18 protein-coding genes are annotated in these 18,547 nt (G+C 62.9%); 7 read left to right on the top strand and 11 right to left on the bottom strand.

Features of this window, described 5'->3' with window-relative positions; all coding sequences use genetic code 11:
- Both dnaQ and ACFY9W_RS07820 read left to right on the top strand, forming a co-directional pair.
- Positions 1–759 (top strand): DNA polymerase III subunit epsilon, encoded by a 759-nt coding sequence (gene dnaQ, locus ACFY9W_RS07815; RefSeq protein ID WP_391128028.1) that lies wholly within the window; start codon positions 1–3, stop codon positions 757–759.
- A gap of 175 nt (positions 760–934) precedes the next feature.
- Positions 935–3,184: an Orn/Lys/Arg decarboxylase N-terminal domain-containing protein gene (locus ACFY9W_RS07820; RefSeq protein WP_391128253.1), complete on the top strand. Its 2,250-nt coding sequence runs from the start codon at positions 935–937 to the stop codon at positions 3,182–3,184.
- On the opposite strand, the gene ACFY9W_RS07825 is transcribed toward ACFY9W_RS07820, so the two are convergent.
- Positions 3,168–3,386, bottom strand: a complete 219-nt coding sequence (locus tag ACFY9W_RS07825; protein ID WP_110740679.1) for a hypothetical protein — start codon at positions 3,384–3,386, stop codon at positions 3,168–3,170. The genes ACFY9W_RS07820 and ACFY9W_RS07825 overlap by 17 nt on opposite strands.
- 158 nt (positions 3,387–3,544) lie before the next feature.
- Here ACFY9W_RS07825 and ACFY9W_RS07830 point away from each other — a divergent pair, with 158 nt between their 5' ends.
- A complete protein-coding gene (locus ACFY9W_RS07830; protein ID WP_391128032.1) occupies positions 3,545–4,105 on the top strand; it encodes an NAD(P)H-dependent oxidoreductase in 561 nt (186 codons plus the stop codon).
- Between the two features lie 153 nt (positions 4,106–4,258).
- On the opposite strand, the gene ACFY9W_RS07835 is transcribed toward ACFY9W_RS07830, so the two are convergent.
- Positions 4,259–6,331: a TonB-dependent receptor domain-containing protein gene (locus tag ACFY9W_RS07835; protein WP_391128034.1), complete on the bottom strand. Its 2,073-nt coding sequence runs from the start codon at positions 6,329–6,331 to the stop codon at positions 4,259–4,261.
- Positions 6,332–6,551: 220 nt separating this feature from the next.
- Between ACFY9W_RS07835 and ACFY9W_RS07840 the strand changes: the two genes are divergently transcribed.
- The 3 genes from ACFY9W_RS07840 to ACFY9W_RS07850 are packed head-to-tail and all read left to right on the top strand — an operon-like array spanning position 6,552 to position 7,513.
- Positions 6,552–6,800 (top strand): LuxR C-terminal-related transcriptional regulator, encoded by a 249-nt coding sequence (locus ACFY9W_RS07840; protein WP_391128037.1) that lies wholly within the window; start codon positions 6,552–6,554, stop codon positions 6,798–6,800.
- Positions 6,801–6,810: 10 nt separating this feature from the next.
- A complete protein-coding gene (locus ACFY9W_RS07845; protein ID WP_391128040.1) occupies positions 6,811–7,158 on the top strand; it encodes a head completion/stabilization protein in 348 nt (115 codons plus the stop codon).
- Positions 7,151–7,513 (top strand): hypothetical protein, encoded by a 363-nt coding sequence (locus ACFY9W_RS07850; RefSeq protein WP_391128043.1) that lies wholly within the window; start codon positions 7,151–7,153, stop codon positions 7,511–7,513. Before ACFY9W_RS07845 ends, ACFY9W_RS07850 begins: the two co-directional genes overlap by 8 nt.
- On the opposite strand, the gene ACFY9W_RS07855 is transcribed toward ACFY9W_RS07850, so the two are convergent.
- Positions 7,510–7,902, bottom strand: a complete 393-nt coding sequence (locus tag ACFY9W_RS07855) for a helix-turn-helix domain-containing protein (protein WP_391128046.1) — start codon at positions 7,900–7,902, stop codon at positions 7,510–7,512. The two genes, ACFY9W_RS07850 and ACFY9W_RS07855, sit on opposite strands and share 4 nt — an antisense overlap.
- Positions 7,903–8,081: 179 nt before the next feature.
- Here ACFY9W_RS07855 and ACFY9W_RS07860 point away from each other — a divergent pair, with 179 nt between their 5' ends.
- Entirely contained in the window at positions 8,082–8,345 is a 264-nt protein-coding gene (locus tag ACFY9W_RS07860) for an ogr/Delta-like zinc finger family protein (protein ID WP_391128049.1), read from the top strand.
- Positions 8,346–8,441: 96 nt separating this feature from the next.
- On the opposite strand, the gene nuoN is transcribed toward ACFY9W_RS07860, so the two are convergent.
- The 8 genes from nuoN to nuoG are packed head-to-tail and all read right to left on the bottom strand — an operon-like array spanning position 8,442 to position 18,443.
- Positions 8,442–9,911, bottom strand: coding sequence for an NADH-quinone oxidoreductase subunit NuoN (nuoN, locus tag ACFY9W_RS07865; RefSeq protein ID WP_391128052.1), 1,470 nt, complete (start codon positions 9,909–9,911; stop codon positions 8,442–8,444).
- A 7-nt stretch (positions 9,912–9,918) separates the two neighbouring features.
- The gene (gene nuoM, locus ACFY9W_RS07870; RefSeq protein ID WP_391128055.1) at positions 9,919–11,451 is read right to left on the bottom strand and encodes an NADH-quinone oxidoreductase subunit M; all 1,533 of its coding nucleotides are present in this window, start codon (positions 11,449–11,451) and stop codon (positions 9,919–9,921) included.
- A gap of 40 nt (positions 11,452–11,491) precedes the next feature.
- On the bottom strand, positions 11,492–13,345 hold the full coding sequence (nuoL, locus tag ACFY9W_RS07875) for an NADH-quinone oxidoreductase subunit L (protein ID WP_391128058.1): 1,854 nt from the start codon (positions 13,343–13,345) through the stop codon (positions 11,492–11,494).
- Positions 13,342–13,650 carry an NADH-quinone oxidoreductase subunit NuoK gene (gene nuoK / locus ACFY9W_RS07880; RefSeq protein ID WP_003251446.1) on the bottom strand — a complete coding sequence of 103 codons (309 nt, stop codon included), beginning with the start codon at positions 13,648–13,650 and terminating at the stop codon, positions 13,342–13,344. The genes nuoL and nuoK overlap by 4 nt, the downstream gene beginning before the upstream one ends.
- Positions 13,651–13,653: 3 nt before the next feature.
- Positions 13,654–14,154 carry an NADH-quinone oxidoreductase subunit J gene (nuoJ, locus tag ACFY9W_RS07885; RefSeq protein WP_012273298.1) on the bottom strand — a complete coding sequence of 167 codons (501 nt, stop codon included), beginning with the start codon at positions 14,152–14,154 and terminating at the stop codon, positions 13,654–13,656.
- A 10-nt stretch (positions 14,155–14,164) separates the two neighbouring features.
- A complete protein-coding gene (nuoI, locus tag ACFY9W_RS07890) occupies positions 14,165–14,713 on the bottom strand; it encodes an NADH-quinone oxidoreductase subunit NuoI (RefSeq protein ID WP_003251442.1) in 549 nt (182 codons plus the stop codon).
- An 11-nt stretch (positions 14,714–14,724) separates the two neighbouring features.
- On the bottom strand, positions 14,725–15,732 hold the full coding sequence (gene nuoH / locus ACFY9W_RS07895) for an NADH-quinone oxidoreductase subunit NuoH (protein ID WP_016488222.1): 1,008 nt from the start codon (positions 15,730–15,732) through the stop codon (positions 14,725–14,727).
- Entirely contained in the window at positions 15,729–18,443 is a 2,715-nt protein-coding gene (gene nuoG, locus ACFY9W_RS07900) for an NADH-quinone oxidoreductase subunit NuoG (RefSeq protein WP_391128063.1), read from the bottom strand. Before nuoG ends, nuoH begins: the two co-directional genes overlap by 4 nt.
- Positions 18,444–18,547: the final 104 nt, after the last annotated feature.

Consider the following 18,547-nt stretch of genomic DNA (forward strand, 5'->3'; position numbering starts at 1 on the left):
GTGGAGCAGCAGCAAGATAAGCGGTTCGTCATTCTCGATACCGAAACCACGGGCATGCCGGTGAGCGAAGGCCACCGGATCATCGAGATCGGCTGTGTCGAGGTAATCGGCCGGCGCCTGACCGGGCGGCACTTCCACGTCTACCTGCAGCCGGACCGCGAGAGTGACGAGGGCGCGATCAACGTCCACGGCATCACCGATGCCTTCCTGGTCGGCAAACCGCGCTTTGCTGACGTGGCCGAAGAGTTCTTCGACTTCATCCAGGGCGCCACGCTGGTCATCCATAACGCGGCGTTCGACGTTGGCTTCATCAACAACGAATTTGCCTTGCTCGGCCAGCAGGACCGTGCGGACGCTTCGCAGTATTGCACCATCCTGGACACCCTGCTGCTGGCGCGCTCGCGCCACCCAGGGCAGCGCAATAGCCTCGATGCGCTGTGCAAACGCTACGATATCGACAACTCTGGCCGTGAGCTGCACGGCGCATTGCTCGACTCGGAACTGCTGGCAGACGTCTACCTGGCGATGACCGGGGGCCAGACCAGCCTGTCGCTGGCTGGGCATGGGGCAGACGCCGAGGGTGACGGGCAGGGGGCTGGGGGGAGTGAGATCCGCCGGATTACCGGGCGTGCGCCGGGGCGGGTGATCCTGGCCAGTGCCGAAGAGCTGGAGGCGCATGCCGAGCGGCTGGCGGCGGTTGCCAAGTCGGCGGGTGGGCCATCCATGTGGCAGGCCCTGACCGAGACAGCTACTGGCTGATTTTCAGCCTGTACCGGCCCCTTCGCGGGCGCGCCCGCTCCCACAGGTACCGCGCAAGGCTTAAGGGCGGTGGGGTTCTCTGTGGGAGCGGGCGTGCCTGCGAAGGGGCCGGCCCTGAAAACACAGGTTCAACTACCCTGAAATGGACGCCATGTCCTTCGGAGGTAGCCACCTGATGTACAAGGACCTCAAGTTCCCCATCCTCATCGTGCACCGCGCCATCAAGGCTGACAGCGTCGCCGGCGAGCGCGTGCGCGGCATTGCCGAGGAACTGCGCCAGGACGGCTTTGCCATCCTCGCCGCCGCCGACCACGCCGAAGCGCGCCTGGTCGCCGCCACCCACCACGGCCTGGCCTGCATGCTGATTGCCGCCGAAGGCGTCGGCGAAAATACCCACCTGTTGCAGAACATGGCCGAGCTGATCCGCCTGGCCCGCCTGCGCGCCCCCAACTTGCCGATCTTCGCGCTAGGTGAGCAGGTCACCCTGGAAAACGCCCCTGCCGAAGCCATGAGCGAGCTCAACCAGCTGCGCGGCATCCTGTACCTGTTCGAAGACACCGTGCCCTTTCTCGCCCGCCAGGTGGCGCGAGCCGCGCACACTTACCTCGACGGCCTGCTGCCACCGTTCTTCAAGGCGCTGGTGCAGCACACGGCACAATCCAACTATTCCTGGCACACCCCGGGCCATGGTGGAGGGGTGGCGTACCATAAAAGCCCGGTAGGCCAGGCCTTTCACCAGTTTTTCGGCGAAAACACACTGCGCTCGGATCTGTCTGTTTCCGTGCCGGAGCTGGGTTCGCTGCTCGACCACACCGGCCCCTTGGCCGAAGCCGAGGCCAGGGCTGCGCGTAACTTCGGTGCCGACCACACATTCTTCGTCATCAACGGCACGTCCACCGCCAACAAGATCGTCTGGCATGCCATGGTCGGCCGTGACGATCTGGTGCTGGTGGACCGCAATTGCCACAAGTCGGTGGTGCACGCAATCATCATGACCGGCGCCATCCCGCTCTATCTGTGCCCGGAGCGCAACGAACTGGGCATCATCGGCCCGATCCCGCTCAGCGAGTTCAGCCCAGAGGCCATCCGGGCAAAGATCCAGGCCAACCCGCTCGCCCGTGACCGGGAACCGCGTATCAAACTGGCAGTGGTGACCAACTCCACCTACGACGGCCTGTGCTACCACGCCGGGCTAATCAAGCAAACCCTGGGGGCCAGTGTCGAAGTGCTGCACTTCGACGAGGCCTGGTTTGCCTATGCGGCGTTTCATGGCTTTTTCACCGGGCGCTATGCCATGGGCACTGACTGCGCGCCAGACAGCCCGCTGGTGTTCAGCACCCATTCCACCCACAAGCTGCTGGCAGCGTTCAGCCAGGCTTCGATGATCCATGTGCAGGACGGCGCCAGGCGCCAACTGGACCGCGACCGTTTCAACGAAGCGTTCATGATGCATATCTCGACCTCGCCGCAGTACAGCATCCTCGCCTCGCTGGACGTGGCCTCGACCATGATGGAGGGGCCGGCCGGGCGCTCGCTGCTGCAAGAGATGTTTGACGAAGCACTGAGTTTTCGCCGTGCCCTGGCTAATCTGCGCGAGCACATTGCTGCGCACGATTGGTGGTTCAGTATCTGGCAGCCGCCGAGTGCCGAAGGTATCCAGCGCCTGGCTGCGCAAGACTGGCTGCTGCAGCCCGGGGCGGATTGGCATGGTTTTGGCGAGGTAGTGGACGACTACGTGCTGCTCGACCCGCTGAAGGTAACCCTGGTGATGCCGGGCCTGAGCGCGGGTGGTGTGCTGGGCGAGCGCGGAATACCGGCGGCGGTGGTCAGCAAGTTTCTGTGGGAGCGGGGGCTGGTGGTGGAGAAAACCAGTCTTTACAGCTTTCTGGTGCTGTTCTCCATGGGCATCACCAAGGGCAAGTGGAGCACCTTGCTGACCGAGTTGCTGGAGTTCAAGCGCCACTATGATGGCAATACGGCCCTTGGCAGTTGCCTGCCGAGTGTGGTGGCCGCCGATGCCTCACGCTACCAAGGCATGGGCCTGCGTGACCTGTGCGACCAATTGCATGGCTGCTACCTCACCAATGCCACTGCCAAGCAACTCAAGCGCCTGTTCACGCGCTTGCCGGAGGTGGCCATGAGCCCGGCACAGGCCTACGACCAGATGGTGCGTGGCGAGGTAGAGGCGGTGCCGATCGAGGCACTGCAGGGGCGTGTGGCGGCGGTGATGCTGGTGCCGTACCCGCCCGGCATCCCGTTGATCATGCCGGGGGAGCGGTTCACCGAGGCGACCCGCTCGATACTCGACTACCTGGCCTTCGCCCGGGCGTTCAACCAGGGCTTCCCGGGCTTTGTCGCCGACGTGCATGGCCTGCAGAACGAGAGTGGTGGCTACACCGTTGACTGCATCACGGAATGCGAATGATCTCGACGCCGCTGCGTGCCAGTTCGAAACGGTTTTCACCCAGGTGGTTGACCTTGTCGCCGATGGCCAGGCGGTAAGTGGTGATGGGGGCGCCCAGCGTGCTGCCGTCGATTTGCAGGGTGGATTCCTGGAACTCATGCACGGGGTAGATACGGCCTTCGGCGTCACGGGCGTGGAATTGGCCGACCATTACTGCTGCCATTTGGGTGGAAACCTCTGAATTACGTAGAAAATGTCTGAAGGCATAGACCGTGGAACAGCCTCGGAAGTTTTCGCCTTGCACAAAAAAAAACCAAAGCGCCGAGGAACGGTCATCTATAACTACAACGTCCCTTTACCCAGCACAGGATGGAAATTGCCATGAGCCAGGTGTATTCGGTAGCGGTTGTCGTCGGCAGCTTGCGCAAGGAGTCCTACAACCGCAAGGTTGCCCACGCACTTTCGGAGCTGGCGCCGTCCAGCCTTGCCTTGAAAATTGTCGAGATCGGCGATTTGGCCTTGTACAACGAAGATGTCGAGGCCGAGGGGGCACCGCAAGCGTGGAAGCGCTTTCGTGAAGAGATCCGCCACAGTGATGCGGTGCTGTTCGTCACGCCGGAATATAACCGTTCGGTGCCAGGCTGCCTGAAAAATGCCATCGATGTGGGCTCCCGGCCTTACGGGCAAAGTGCCTGGAGTGGCAAGCCGACAGCGGTGGTGAGTGTATCGCCGGGGGCTATTGGGGGCTTTGGCGCCAACCATGCAGTGCGCCAGTCGCTGGTATTCCTGGACATGCCGTGCATGCAGATGCCCGAGGCTTACATCGGCGGGGCGGCCAGCCTGTTCGAGGACTCAGGCAAGCTCAACGACAAGACCCGGCCGTTCTTGCAGGCGTTTATCGACAAATTTGCTTCGTGGGTGAAGTTGAACCGGGCGGTTTGAGGCCTGTTCATTTGGTGTCCGCCTTCATTGGGGCTGCTGCGCAGCCCATCGCCGGCAAGCCAGCTCCCACAGGGATTGTACAGGGCTTGAAGTGGCTGTGGTCGGTGTGGGAGCTGGCTTGCCGGCGATGGGCCGCAAAGCGGCCCCGGCTGTTTAGCGGAAGCTGTAGGAAACGCCCGCGTACACGCCAAACCCTTCGCCCGGGGTAGAGCGGGCATTGTCGTTGCCTGCATCGTTGTAGGCCGGGGTCACCGTTGCCGCATACTGCTTGTTGGTCAGGTTGCGCAGGTCCAGCCAGGTCTGCCAGTCCTGTTTCGGTGAATCCCAGCCAAGCCGCGCACCCAGCAAGGCATATTCGTCGGCGTGGTAGCTGTTGGCATAGTCCACCTGTACCTTCGACGCCATTTGCGTGTTAACCCCGGCGTAGAAGCCGCTCGGCCAGTCGTAGCGCAGCTCGGCCTGGTAGTAGTGCATGGGGATGCCGGGCAGGCGGTTGTCGCCAAATTTATCGTCATTACGGTAATGGAAGTCGCTGAAGGTGTAGGCCTGGCGCAAGCTGAGCTTGCCGGTACCGGCGCGCTCCCACAGGGTGCTGTCGAGGCCCGCTTCGACGCCTTGGTGTACGGTGGCGCTGGCGTTGAATTCCGAGGTGAAGTTCGGCACCACTTCCACGGCCAGCAGTTCGTGACGCACCTGCGAGTAATACCAGGCCAGGTCCCAACGGCCTAGCGCCGAGTCGCCACGTGCACCCACTTCAAGGGTTGTGGCGGTCTGGTTCTGCATCTCGATCGGCTGGATCTGCTTGCCGCCGGTGCTGGGCGCGCTCCAGATCAGCGACCACGGGTGTGGCGGCTCTACCGAGCGGCTGAGGTTGCCGTACACCTGCAGGTCCGGGCGGATGTCGTAGCGCAGCCCCAGGCGTGGCGCGTAGTCCCAGTCGTGCATGCTCACCTTGCCGCCTTCGGCAGGGTAGGTCACGTCACTCTCGCGGCGGGTGTAGATCGCTGCCAGGCCCGTGGTCAGCCACAGGTTGGGGACCAGTTCCAGGTCGTTGCCTACATGCAGCACCGTGTCTGAGCCCTGGTAGGTGAAATCGCGAGTACGTGCACCGAACACGTCGCCATTGCGCGCGAACTGCGAAGCACCGCTGTTGGGCAGGTGCTTGGTGGTGCGCCAGCCGACAGTGGTTTTACTTTCGTGGCCGAACAGGGTATCGCGGCGGAAATAGTTGAGCGTACCGCTGACATCGGTGTAGGCCACCTTCAGGCGCATCGGGCCTTCGCGCAGGTCCATCGGGTAGTCGTGGTAGACCAGGCCGGCTTCCAGGCGTGCATCATCGTCGAGGAAGAAGGTGGTCTTGTTGCCTACCCAGGTGCTGCCCGGCTGCGGGCGGCTGTCGTCCCGGGCCAGGTAAGCCGGGTTGGCCGCGCGCGGGTGGTGCTTGATCTGGTCTTTGGTCAGGCGCCCGGCCAGTTCGTTTTCAGTTTCCCGGTAGCGCAGGTAGAAGCGGGTTTGCAGGTTGGGGTTGAAGCGGTAGCCAACGTTGGCAGCAATGCCTTTGGCACTGCCGCTGCTATGTGCCTGGTAGCCATCGTATTCCGAATCGGTCAGGGCCACGTAGTAGTCGAGGTTGCCCAGTACCTGCCCGGAACTGATATGGCGGTGCTGGTAACCCCGGCTGCCCACCTCGTAGCGCACCTGCAATGGCGCAGCGTCGTAGCCTGTGTGAGTGACGTAGTTGATGGCGCCGCCCAGGGCCAGAGCGCCCTGGTCGAAGCCATTGGCACCGCGCAGCACTTCGGCGTGGCTCAGCCACAGCGGCTCGAACAACTCATAAGGCGTGCCCCCAGGGCCGGTCAGCGGCAGGCCGTCGAACATCGTGTACACCCCGGAGCCATGGGCGCCTGGCGCGCGGTTGATGCCTGAACCGCGGATCGACAACTTGATGCCGTCGTTGCCTGCCGATTGGGCAAACACACCTGGCTGGTAGGCCAGCACGTCCTGGTTGCTGGCCACACGGCCTTGCCCCACGCGCTGCATGTCAACCAGGTTGCTGGCACCGGGTATTTCACGCAGGCGTTCGCCGGCTGCCGTCAAGTCGTTCTGCTCCTCATCGGTAATCAGCACCTGGCCCAGTTCGACCGAGGATGCCCCTACGGCAGGCTGGGCGGCAGCCAGGGCAGCCAGCAGACCGAGGCAGGATGAGAGGGGTAAATCGGAACGCATTGTACGACTCCAGGCGAAAGGCGAATGGACAACGGCGTTGAGACGAGCGAAATGCCGCCCGGAGCACTAAGAAAATCAGCAAATCTTGCGTAACCTTCGTCAGACGGTTTTGTACGAAAGTTCTTTACAAGCCACAGAGGTGGAGAGAGGCGGCATGCGCTTCGTAAGGTGACTGCAGATGGGCAGCGATGCCTCGCTCAATCACCTGTGGAGTAAAAGCATGACTGACAACGCACGACACCCGCAGCAACCTTTGGTGGACGCCCCGGTTCGCCTCACGCCTCGTGAACGGCAAGTGCTGTTGTGGTGCGCCTATGGCAAGAGCTCATGGGAGATAGGCCGGATCCTTGAGTGCAAGGAGTCGACGGTGAACTTCCATATATCCAACATCCTGCGCAAGTTCGATGTGTCTACCCGAGTGGCGGCGGTGATCAAGGCCATCCGCTACGGCATGCTGGCCGAGCAGTGAGGGGTGAGGCATGAGCAACAACTCTTTACTGCCACGTTATGCCGATAGCCATGACCCCTTCTGGCCACGGGTAGACCTGGGCAGATTGCGCGAACGGTTGAGTTTTCAGCGACCGGTCAGTGAAGCCGCGCTTGAGGTGGCTGCGCGTTGCGCTGCGATTGATGCTGCACGCGAGTTCGCGCATTGGCGCGCGGTGCTGCGAGAGCGGGGCTACAAGCGCCTTGAAGATGTGGCCGGGCATGACCAGGGGCGCGCACTGCGGGTGTGCTACATCCGCTTCGTCGAGGCTGCGGTCATGTACAGCCTGGGGGCGAGGGAGTACCTGGCGACTTCCCGTCGGAGTGCTGCCCATGCCTGAGCAATCCGTCATCGACCGTATGGCCCCGGCGCTGATCGAGCTGTTGGGCGTGGATGGCAGTGTGTTGTTCGCGGCCTTGCTGGGGGCTTTGTTGGTAGGGGCTGCGCGTGACCGGTTGATCACCAATGCGACCCGGCGCCTTACGCTTGGCAAGAAGTTGCTACTGGTGTTCGTGACTGTGGGGGTAGGGCACCTGTTCGAGCCGCTGGTTTCTTCGCTGGCACCCCTGCTGACCCGAGGCATGGCGGCATTCGTGGCCGCCGTGGTGGTGATCCCCATCAGCCTCAAGGTCATGGTATGGCTGGATACGCTCGACCCGCGCGAACTCATCCAGCGCTGGCGCCGCCGGGGTTAGCCGCTGGCGGTGTTGGGCAGGTGATTGTTCAGCTCGCTCAATTGCTGTTCCAGCTGCTGGATACGCTGTTTGTCCTTGATCAACAGCAGGATGGCCTGGCGATCGCTTGGTGATAACGAGCGTAGCCGTTCGAGCATGTCGCACTCCCAGCCTGTTTCACCTTGGCCAGGCGGGCATTGTTGGGCGTCACCTAGCAGTAGCCAGTCCAGTGAGCAGGCATGCTGCCTGGCTATGTTTACGCAAAGTGAGTAAGGAATGCTGTCGCGAACCTTCCAGCTGCTCAGCGTTTGCGGGCTGATGGAAAGGGCGCGGGACAGGTCGGCATCTGACTGGGCGCCGGTTAGAAGCTTCAGGCGCGTCAGCACCGCAGCAAGTACGTGAGTACTCATAACAAATATCCATGACTGGTTTAATGATAATCCATGGGCTTAAACTACTCGTTATGAATACAGCCCTGCGTTTTAAGGAGCACTTCTGCAATGAGAACCACCCAATTGAAGAATACACCCACAGTTGCAGCCAATACCTACACACAGGCAAGCCTGGGCAATGCTAGCAGGTACTTGCCGTGAGTACTTACAAGTTGGTTTGCCCCCATTGCCATAGCCGCATGCGTATACGTACCAGCGAAGGGCGCCATATTTTCCTGCGGATCGCTTATTTGCAATGCACCACCGAGGCATGTGGCTGGTCAGTGCGCGCCGAGTTTGAAATGACCCACGAACTCTCCCCCAGCGGTATGCCCAACCCGGAAGTTTACCTGCCTTCAGCCAATGGTGATTTGCGCAAGGCAGCTATGCCAGATGCAAGCCAAGGTAGCCCTGTTGAGTGAGGCGCTGTCAGCTGCAGGCCATAAAACGTGCAGATAAAAAAACACCCCGCTAGGCGGGGTGTTTTGTTTTACCGAAGCGTTGTCGCGTTCAGCCGATCAGCCGATCAGTTGCAGGCCAGCTTGCTGAACCAGTTCGAGCAGCGGCTGCGGGTACACGCCAAGCACGAAGGCCAGAATGGCGATGGCCAGCAGCATGACGCCGCCGGTGCGCTGTTCCCACTTCAGCGGGGCATCGTGGCGGCGCAGGTTTGGCTCGACCAGGTACAGGGTGACCATGACGCGCAGGTAGTAGTACACACCGATGGCGCTACCGATCACCAGGGCACCGACCAGCCACCACAGGTGCGACTCGACGCCGGTGGCGATGATGTAGAACTTGCCGATGAAGCCAGCGGTCAGCGGGATACCCGCCAGCGACAGCATCATCACGGTCAGTACTGCGGTCAGGTACGGGCGACGCCAGAACAGGCCGCGGTACTCGTACAGGGCATCGGCGTCACGGCCGCCGTAAGGCGAGGACATCAGGGTGATGACACCGAAGGCACCCAGGCTGGTGATCACGTAGGTGACCAGGTAAACGCCCATGGCTTCCAGGGCCAGGCCCTTGCTGGCGACCAGGGCAATGAGCAGGTAACCGAAGTGGGCGATGGACGAGTAACCCAGCAGGCGCTTGAGGTTGCTCTGGGTCAACGCCAGCAGGTTACCGACCAGGATCGAGGCCACGGCGATCACTGCCAGCACGGTGCTCAGCACGCCACTGCTGGCAGCAGGGGAGAGCATGAACAGGCGCACAACCACGGCGAAGACTGCAACCTTGCTGGCGGTGGCCAGGAATGCGGCAACCGGCGCCGGGGCGCCTTCGTACACGTCCGGGGTCCACAGGTGGAACGGTACCAGCGACAGCTTGAAGGCCAGGCCGACCAGCATCATGCCCAGGCCCAGCTGGGCCACCAGGCTTGGCATGCTGGTGGCAGCCAGGGCCTTGCCGATCTGGTCGAAGCTCAGGCTGCCAGCGTCGGCGTACAGCAGGGCCATGCCGAACAGCAGGAAGGCGGAGCCTGCGGCCGACAGCACCATGTACTTGATGCCGGCTTCCAGTGACCGCTTGTTGAAGAAGGCATACGCCACCAGGCCGTAGACCGGTACCGACAGCAGCTCCAGGCCGATGAACAGGCCGGCCAGGTGGTTGGCGCTGACTAGCACCAGGCCACCGAGGGCCGACATCAGCAGCAGCAGGTACAGTTCTTCACGGTTGCCCGGGAAGCCCTTGGAGCCTTCGCCAAGGTAGGCGTGGGCCAAGGTGACACACGCCAGCGTGGCCACCAGGATGATCGCCATGTACAGGCAGGCGAACTTGTCGATGGTGATCAGCGGGGTGACCGCCAGCGGCGCAACCTTCAGCGCCGGCAAGATCGACAGCAGGGCCAGGTTCAGGCCCACGGTGGACAGCAGGAAGGTCTGCGAGTGGTTGCGCTTCCAGGCGATCGCCAGCATCACCACCACCGTGGTGATGGTGGTGATCAGCATCGGCGCCAATGCGATGAAGTGTTGAGTGGTGAATTCCATAGCGCTCTTACCGGGCCGAAGCGAGTTGAGTGAAAGCGGAACCGAGCCACTGCTGCACACCACTCATGGTGGCGGCAGAGGTGTCGAGGAACGGCTGCGGATACACGCCCAGCAGGATCAGCAGTCCCGCCAGGCCCAGCACCATGACCAGTTCGCGACCGTCCATGCCGGCCAGTACGGTGTCGGACTTGGCCGGGCCGAAGTAGGCGCGGTGGATCATGATCAGCGAGTACACCGAACCGAAGACCAGGCCGGTGGTGGCAATCACGGTAATCCACGGTACATGCACGAAGCTGCCGAGCAGGATCAGGAACTCGCCGACGAAGTTGCCGGTGCCTGGCAGGCCCAGCGACGCTGCAGCGAAGAACAGGCTGATGGCTGGCAGGTAGGCGATGCGGTGCCACAGGCCACCCATCTGACGCATGTCGCGGGTGTGCAGGCGCTCGTACAGCTGGCCGGACAGGATGAACAGCGCGGCAGCCGACAGGCCGTGGGCCAGCATCTGGATCACCGCGCCTTGCAGGGCCTGCTGGCTACCGGAGTAGATACCGATCAGCACGAAGCCCATGTGCGAGACGCTGGAGAAGGCGATCAGGCGCTTGATGTCGGTTTGTGCGAAGGCCAGGAAGGCACCGTAGAAGATACCGATCAGGCCCAGGGTCATGGCGATTGGCGCGAACTCGGCCGAGGCGTTCGGGAACAGCGGCAGGGCGAAGCGCAGCAGGCCGTAGGCCGCAGTCTTCAGCAGGATGCCGGCCAGGTCGACGGAGCCTGCGGTCGGTGCCTGGGCGTGGGCATCAGGCAGCCAGGAGTGGAACGGTACCACTGGCAGCTTCACCGCGAAGGCGATGAAGAAGCCCAGCATCAGCACGTATTCGACACCGGCTGGCAGCTCGGCCTTGAGCAGGTCGCTGTAGTTGAAGGTGAGCACGCCGGTGGTGTTGTAGTTGACCAGCACCAGGCCCAGGATCGCCACCAGCATGATCAGGCCGCTGGCCTGGGTGAAGATGAAGAACTTGGTCGCCGCGTAGATCCGGGTCTTCTTGCCGTCTGCCGAACTGTGACCCCAGAGCGCGATGAGGAAGTACATCGGCACCAGCATCATTTCCCAGAAGAAGAAGAACAGGAACAGGTCCAGGGCCAGGAACACACCGACCACGCCGCCCAGGATCCACATCAGGTTGAGGTGGAAGAAGCCGACGTGGCGCTGGATCTCTTTCCAGGAACACAGTACCGACAGCACACCGAGCAGGCCGGTAAGCAGGATCATCAGCAGCGACAGGCCGTCGAGGGCCAGGTGGATGCTGATGCCGAAGCGCTGGATCCACTGGACTTTGAACTCATAGGCCCATGCAGGTTCGGCGCCCGGAGCGGGCGCGAGGGTGTAGTCGCCGTGAGCCCACAGCCACAGGCCGATGCCAAGCAGCAGGGACATGGTCAGCAGCGCGATCCAGCGCGGCAGGGTGGCGCCGAAGCGCTCACCCAGCCAGCACAGGAAGCCGCCGATGAAGGGGATCAGGATCAGCCAAGGCAAAATCATGACGGGTTGGTTTCCTTTGGCAAAGTCGCAAGATTCATAGTCATACCGCAGCCACTACCACGGCACCGAGCACCAGCACGGCACCCACGGCGATAGAGGCGGTGTACCAGCGCAGTTGGCCCGTCTCGGTCTTGCTCATGGCGACGTGGCCGCCACGTGCCATCCGCGGAATCAGGCCGATGCTGCGGTCAACCGGGTCCTTGCGCAGGATGTGGCTGATCAGCAGGTACGGTTTGACGAAGAGCTTGTCGTAGATCCAGTCGAAGCCCCAGGCGGCGAACCACCAGGCCGACAGGACACGGCCGATGCTGCTGTTGGCGACGGCGCTGACGAAGCTGCGCTTGCCCAGGAACAGCAGGGCCGACAACAGGATACCGGCGATGGCAATGGCACCCGAGGTGATTTCCAGCGCGTGCTTGGCTTCGCCACCAGCGTGGCCGGCGCTTTCAGGCAGTACGCCTGCCAGCGGCGGGTGAATCCAGGCGCCCACGAAGGTCGACAGCACGATCAGCACGCCCAGCGGCAGCCAGTGGCTGATGCCGTGGCCGGCGTGGGCTTCGGTCTTGGCTTCGCCGTGGAAGGCGATGAAGATCAGGCGGAAGGTGTACAGCGAGGTCATGAACGCACCCACCAGGCCAGCGTACAGCAGGCCGGTGTTGCCGCTGGCGAAGGCTTCCCAGAGGATCTCGTCCTTGGAGTAGAAGCCCACGGTCACGATCGGCAGTGCAGCCAGGGCAGCGCCACCGACCACGAAGCTGGCGTAGGCCAGTGGCAGCTTCTTCCACAGGCCGCCCATCTTGAAGATGTTCTGCTCGTGGTGGCAGGCAACGATCACCGCACCGGAAGCAAGGAACAGCAGGGCCTTGAAGAAGGCGTGGGTCATCAGGTGGAAGATCGCCGCGTCCCAGGCGCCAACGCCAAGGGCCAGGAACATGTAGCCGATCTGGCTCATGGTCGAGTAGGCGAGGATACGCTTGATGTCGGTTTGCACCAGCGCGGCGAAGCCGGCCAGTACCAGGGTCACGCCACCGACTACGCCTACCAGGTGCAGGATGTCCGGTGCCAGCAGGAACAAGCCGTTGGTACGGGCGATCAGGTACACGCCCGCGGTCACCATGGTTGCGGCGTGGATCAGTGCCGAAACCGGGGTCGGGCCCGCCATCGCGTCGGCCAGCCAGGTCTGCAGTGGCAGCTGGGCCGATTTACCGACCGCACCGCCCAGCAGCATCAGGGTTGCCAGCACCATCCAGGTGTCGCCCGCCTGGAACTTCTGCGGTGCCAGCACCAGCAGTTCCTGTACGTTCAGGGTACCCAGCTGGGCGAACAGGATGAACAGGCCGATGGCCATGAACACGTCGCCGATACGGGTGACGATGAACGCCTTGAGTGCCGCGTTACCGTTGTTGCGGTTGCTGTAGTAGAAACCGATCAACAGGTACGAGCACAGGCCCACGCCTTCCCAGCCGAAGTAGATGAACAGCAGGTTATCGCCCAGGATCAGGAACAGCATGCTGGCGATGAACAGGTTGGTGTACGAGAAGAAGCGCGAGTAGCCGGCTTCGCCACGCATGTACCAGGAAGCGAACAGGTGGATCAGGAAGCCCACGCCAGTGACCACGCCCAGCATGGTGACCGACAGGCCGTCCAGGTACAGGGTGAAGTTAGGCGCAAAGCCGTCTACCGACATCCACTGCCACAGCAGCTGGCTGTACGCGCCGCCTTCAGGCGGAGCAACGTTGAATTGCCAGATGACATAGGCGGCCGTGGCGGCCGAAAGGCCTACCGAACCGACGCCGATCAACGCGGACAGGTTCTCCGAGAACCGCCCGCGCGAGAACGACAGCAGCAGGAAGCCGACGAGGGGGAAGACGAAAGTCAGGAAGAGAAGGTTCATCCGCGCATCTCACTGGCAGCATCGATGTCGAGAGTGTGGAAGCGGCGATACAGCTGCAGCAGGATGGCCAGGCCAATACTGGCCTCGGCGGCTGCCAGGCTGATCACCAGAATGAACATCACCTGGCCGTCGGGCTGCACCCAACGGGCGCCGGCGACGACGAACGCCAGGGCAGAGGCGTTCATCATGACTTCCAGGCTCATGAGCACGAAGAGGATGTTGCGGCGGACCATCAGGCCAACCAGACCTAAGCAGAACAGGATGCCGGCGACTGCCAGACCATGCTCGAGAGGGATAGCACCCATGATTTACTCCTTCGCCTCGTTGCGGCCCAGGTGGAAGGCGGTGACCGCTGCAGCCAGCAGCAGCATCGACGCCAGTTCGACCACCAGCAGGTACGGGCCGAACAGGCTGATACCTACCTCTTTCGGGCCCACAGTGGTACCGCTGATGCCAGCGCCGCTCGGGGTGACGAACAGCACGTACAGCAGCTCTGCCAGCAGCAGGGTGCCGAGGATTACCGGCCCGGCCCAGATGCCGGGCTTGAGCCAGCCGCGTTCCTGGGCGACCGAGGCCGGCCCCAGGTTGAGCATCATCACCACGAACACGAACAGCACCATGATGGCGCCGGCGTAGGCGATCACTTCCAGGGCACCGGCGAACGGCGCACCCAGGGAGAAGAAGATCATGGCCACGGAAATCAGCGAAATGATCAGGTAAAGCAAGGCGTGCACGGGGTTGGTGCCGGTCACCACCCGAAGGGTGGAGACCACGGCGATCCCGGATGCGAAGTAGAAAGCGAATTCCATCTTTCTGTCCTTATGGGAGCAAGCTCTTCACGTTGATCGGTTCGGCTTCGTTCTGCGCAGAGCCTTTTGGCTTGCCAGCGATGGCCATACCCGCAACACGGTAGAAGTTGTAGTCAGGGTTCTTGCCGGGGCCGGAGATCAGCAGATCTTCTTTCTCGTACACCAGGTCCTGACGCTTGAACTCGGCCATTTCGAAATCCGGAGTCAGCTGGATCGCGGTGGTCGGGCACGCTTCTTCACACAGGCCGCAGAAAATGCAACGCGAGAAGTTGATGCGGAAGAATTCCGGGTACCAGCGGCCGTCCTCGGTTTCGGCCTTCTGCAGCGAGATGCAGCCAACCGGGCAGGCCACCGCGCAGAGGTTGCACGCTACACAGCGCTCCTCGCCATCGGGGTCGCGGGTGAGGACGATGCGGCCGCGGTAGCGCGGCGGCAGGTACACGGGTTCTTCGGGGTACTGCAGGGTGTCGCGCTTGCGGAACCCGTGGGAGAACACCATTGCCAGGCTGCGCAGCTGGGTGCCGGTGCCCTTAACGATGTCGCCGATATACTTGAACATGGGTCAAATCCTCACTGGGCCGCGACGGCTGGCGTGTTGTAGAGCACGATCGCAGCGGTCACCAGCAAATTGATCAGGGTCAGCGGCAGGCAGAACTTCCAGCTGAAGTCCATCACCTGGTCATAGCGTGGGCGCGGGATCGAGGCGCGCAGCAGGATGAACAGCATGATGAAGAACGCGGTCTTCAATGCGAACCACAGGAACGGCAGTTGCGGCAGGATGCCGAACGGGCCGTGCCAGCCGCCGAAGAACAGGGTTACCAGCAGCGCCGAGATGAGGATGATGCCGATGTACTCACCGACGAAGAACATGCCCCACTTCATGCCGGCATACTCGATGTGGTAGCCGTCGGCCAGTTCCTGTTCCGCTTCCGGCTGGTCGAACGGGTGACGGTGAGTCACGGCGACGCCAGCGATGAAGAAGGTGCAGAAGCCGAAGAACTGCGGAATGATGAACCACAGGTTCTGTGCCTGGTACTCGACGATGTCGCGCATGTTGAACGAGCCTACCTGCACCACCACGCCCATCAGCGCCAGGCCCAGGAACACTTCGTACGACACGGTTTGCGCCGAGGCCCGCAAGCTGCCCAGCAGGGCGTACTTGTTGTTCGACGACCAGCCGGCGAACAGCACCGCGTAGACCGACAGGCCGGCCATGGCGAAGAAGAACAGCAGGCCGATGTTCAGGTCGGCAACGCCCCAGCCCGGTGTGATCGGGATGATCGAGAAGCCGATCAGCAGGGCGCTCATGGCCACGACCGGCGCCAGGGTGAAGATCATCTTGTCGACGAAGGGCGGGTTCCAGTCTTCCTTGAAGAACATCTTCAGCATGTCGGCGGCGATCTGGAACATGCCGAACGGGCCGACACGGTTCGGACCGTAGCGGTCCTGCCACCAGCCCAGCAGGCGGCGCTCGACGAAGCTGAGCAGGGCGCCGCAAACCACCACGGCCAGCAGCACCACGATGGCCTTGACGACCTGGATGATCACATCGATCACTTCGGGGGTGAACCAGCTCATTGTGCTGCCTCCTGCAGACCTTCGACGGATGCACCGAAGATGGCAGGCGGGATACCGGCCAGGCCTTTCGGCAACGCGACCAGGCCAGCGCCCAGCTCTTCATTGATACGCAGCGGCAGGCGCAGGGCCACACCGGCAACGTTCAGGCTCAGCAGGGCACCGTCGTTGACACCCAGGCGGTCGGCTTCGGACTTGGCCAGGGCGACGTAGGCAGCCGGAATGCGCTGTTGCACCGGGGCGGCGCGCGAGGAGCTTTCTTCGCTGCCGAACAGGTGGAAGAACGGCACGGCAGTCCAGGTGCCACGGGCCGGGTTGAAGGCACCCGGAATGGCGTTGAACCAGTTCAGGCGGTCGCCTTGCGATTCGATCAGGCGCACGCCCGGGTCACCGGCACGCAGGTGGCCACCGACCTCGTCCTGGAACTTGTTCCAGGCTTGCGGCGAGTTCCAGCCCGGCGACCAGGCGAACGGCACCTGCTGGCGCGGTTCGGCGGAGCCCGAGTAGCCTTCCATGGAGAAGGCGAACGCGGTGTCCTTGTCTTGCGGGGTACGCGGTTCGTGCACGCTGATGTTGGCGCGCATGGCGGTGCGGCCGGAGTAACGCAGCGGCTCACGGGCCAGTTTCATGCCCTTGATGCGGAATGCGGCGCTTGGTGCGGCGTTGACGATGCCGGCCAGTTGCGGGGCGGCTTCGGCGCAGGCGCTGGTGACGTGGTCCAGTTGGGTCCAGTCGACCGGCTTGTTCAGCAGGGTGGCACGCAGGGCGTGCATCCAGCGCCAGCCTTCGTGGACCTGGATGCTGCTGTCCAGGTACTGCGGGTCGAACACCTGGAAGAAGCGCTGGGCACGGCCTTCCTGGCTGACCAGGGTACCGTCGCCTTCGGCGAACGAGGCAGCCGGCAGTACCAGGTGGGCACGGTCGACAGTTGCAGTCTTGGAATGGTCGGCAACGATCACCACCTTGGCCGCAGCCAGGGCTGCGTCGACCTTGGCGGCCGGTACGCGGGCGTACAGGTCGTTTTCCAGCACGACGATGGCGTCGGCCTTGCCGCTGATGACTGCGTCCAGCGCGGCATCGACGGATTCGCCACCGAGCATGGCCAGGCCGATGCTGTTGGCTTCAGGTACCACCAGGCTCAGCGAGCCGTTCTTCTCGCGCAGCTTCAGGGCCTTGGCGATGTTGGCAGCGGCTTCGATCAGCGCCGGGTCGGCCAGGGAGGTACCGGCTACAACCAGTGGGCGCTTGGCAGCGACCAGGGCGTCGGCGATGCGCTGGGCCAGGGCCTTGGCTTCGTCGTCCAGGCCGGCGACTGCCGGTGCGCTCGGGTCGATGGCGTGAGCCACGGCGAAACCGATGCGGGCCAGGTCGGCCGGGGCGGCGTGCACACATTCTTCGGCAACGTCGTCCAGCTTGGTTTCAGCCAGCGAGGCGATGAACAGCGGGTACAGCGCGTGCTGGCCGATGTTCTTCACTGCGGCGTCGAGCCAAGGCTGCACTTTCATCGCTTCGGCCATGGCCTCGGCCTTGCCCTTGGTAGCCTGGCGTACGGCCAGGGCGACGCGGGCAGCGGTCTGGGTCAGGTCTTCGCCGAGCACGAACACGGCGTCGTGGTCTTCGATGTCGCGCAGGGTCGGCACTGGCAGCGGGCTGTTGTTCAGCACGTTCAGCGCCAGGCGTACGCGGGCCAGTTCGCCCGCTTCCATACCGGAGTAGAAGTACTCGGCACCGACCAGCTCACGCAGGCCGTAGTTGCTTTCGAGGCTGGCGCGTGGCGAGCCGATACCGACGATGGTACGGCCGCGCAGCAGGTCGGCAGCCTTGTCCAGGGCAGCGTCCAGGCCCAGCTTGGTACCGTCGGCCAGGTGTGGCTGGCGTGGGCGGTCCTTGCGGTTTACGTAGCCGTAGCCGAAACGGCCGCGGTCGCACAGGAAATACTGGTTGACCGAACCGTTGAAGCGGTTTTCGATGCGGCGCAGCTCGCCGTAGCGCTCACCCGGGCTGATGTTGCAGCCGCTGGAGCAGCCATGGCAGATGCTCGGGGCAAACTGCATGTCCCACTTGCGGTTGTAGCGCTCGGAGTGGGTCTTGTCGGTGAACACGCCGGTCGGGCAGACCTCGGTCAGGTTGCCGGAGAATTCGCTTTCCAGCACGCCATCTTCGACGCGGCCGAAGTACACGTTGTCGTGGGCACCGTACACGCCCAGGTCGGTACCACCGGCGTAGTCCTTGTAGTAGCGCACGCAGCGGTAGCAGGCGATGCAGCGGTTCATCTCATGGGCGATGAACGGGCCGAGGTCCTGGTTCTGGTGGGTACGCTTGGTGAAACGGTAGCGGCGCTCGTTGTGGCCGGTCATTACCGTCATGTCTTGCAGGTGGCAGTGACCGCCTTCCTCGCACACCGGGCAGTCGTGCGGGTGGTTGGTCATCAGCCATTCGACGACGCTGGCGCGGAACGCCTTGGACTCTTCGTCTTCGATGGAGATCCAGGTGCCGTCGGAGGCAGGGGTCATGCAGGACATGACGATACGACCACGGGTGTCGTTCTCGTCGGTGTACTGCTTGACCGCGCACTGCCGGCAAGCGCCAACGCTACCAAGCGCCGGGTGCCAGCAGAAATAAGGGATGTCGAGGCCGAGTGACAGACACGCCTGTAACAGGTTGTCTGCACCGTTGACTTCGAGCGCTTTGCCGTCTACGTGGATAGTGGCCATTGTTCAAAGTTCTTCGTTGGCCCGCGTGAGCGGGCGTGGCTAATGGAAATCGGTGAGCTCGCGACACGCCTCGATCGCTCGGGCCTGCCGGCAAGCTGGCGAGT

The sequence above is a fragment of the Pseudomonas sp. NPDC008258 genome, from assembly GCF_042956345.1.
GTDB lineage: Bacteria > Pseudomonadota > Gammaproteobacteria > Pseudomonadales > Pseudomonadaceae > Aquipseudomonas.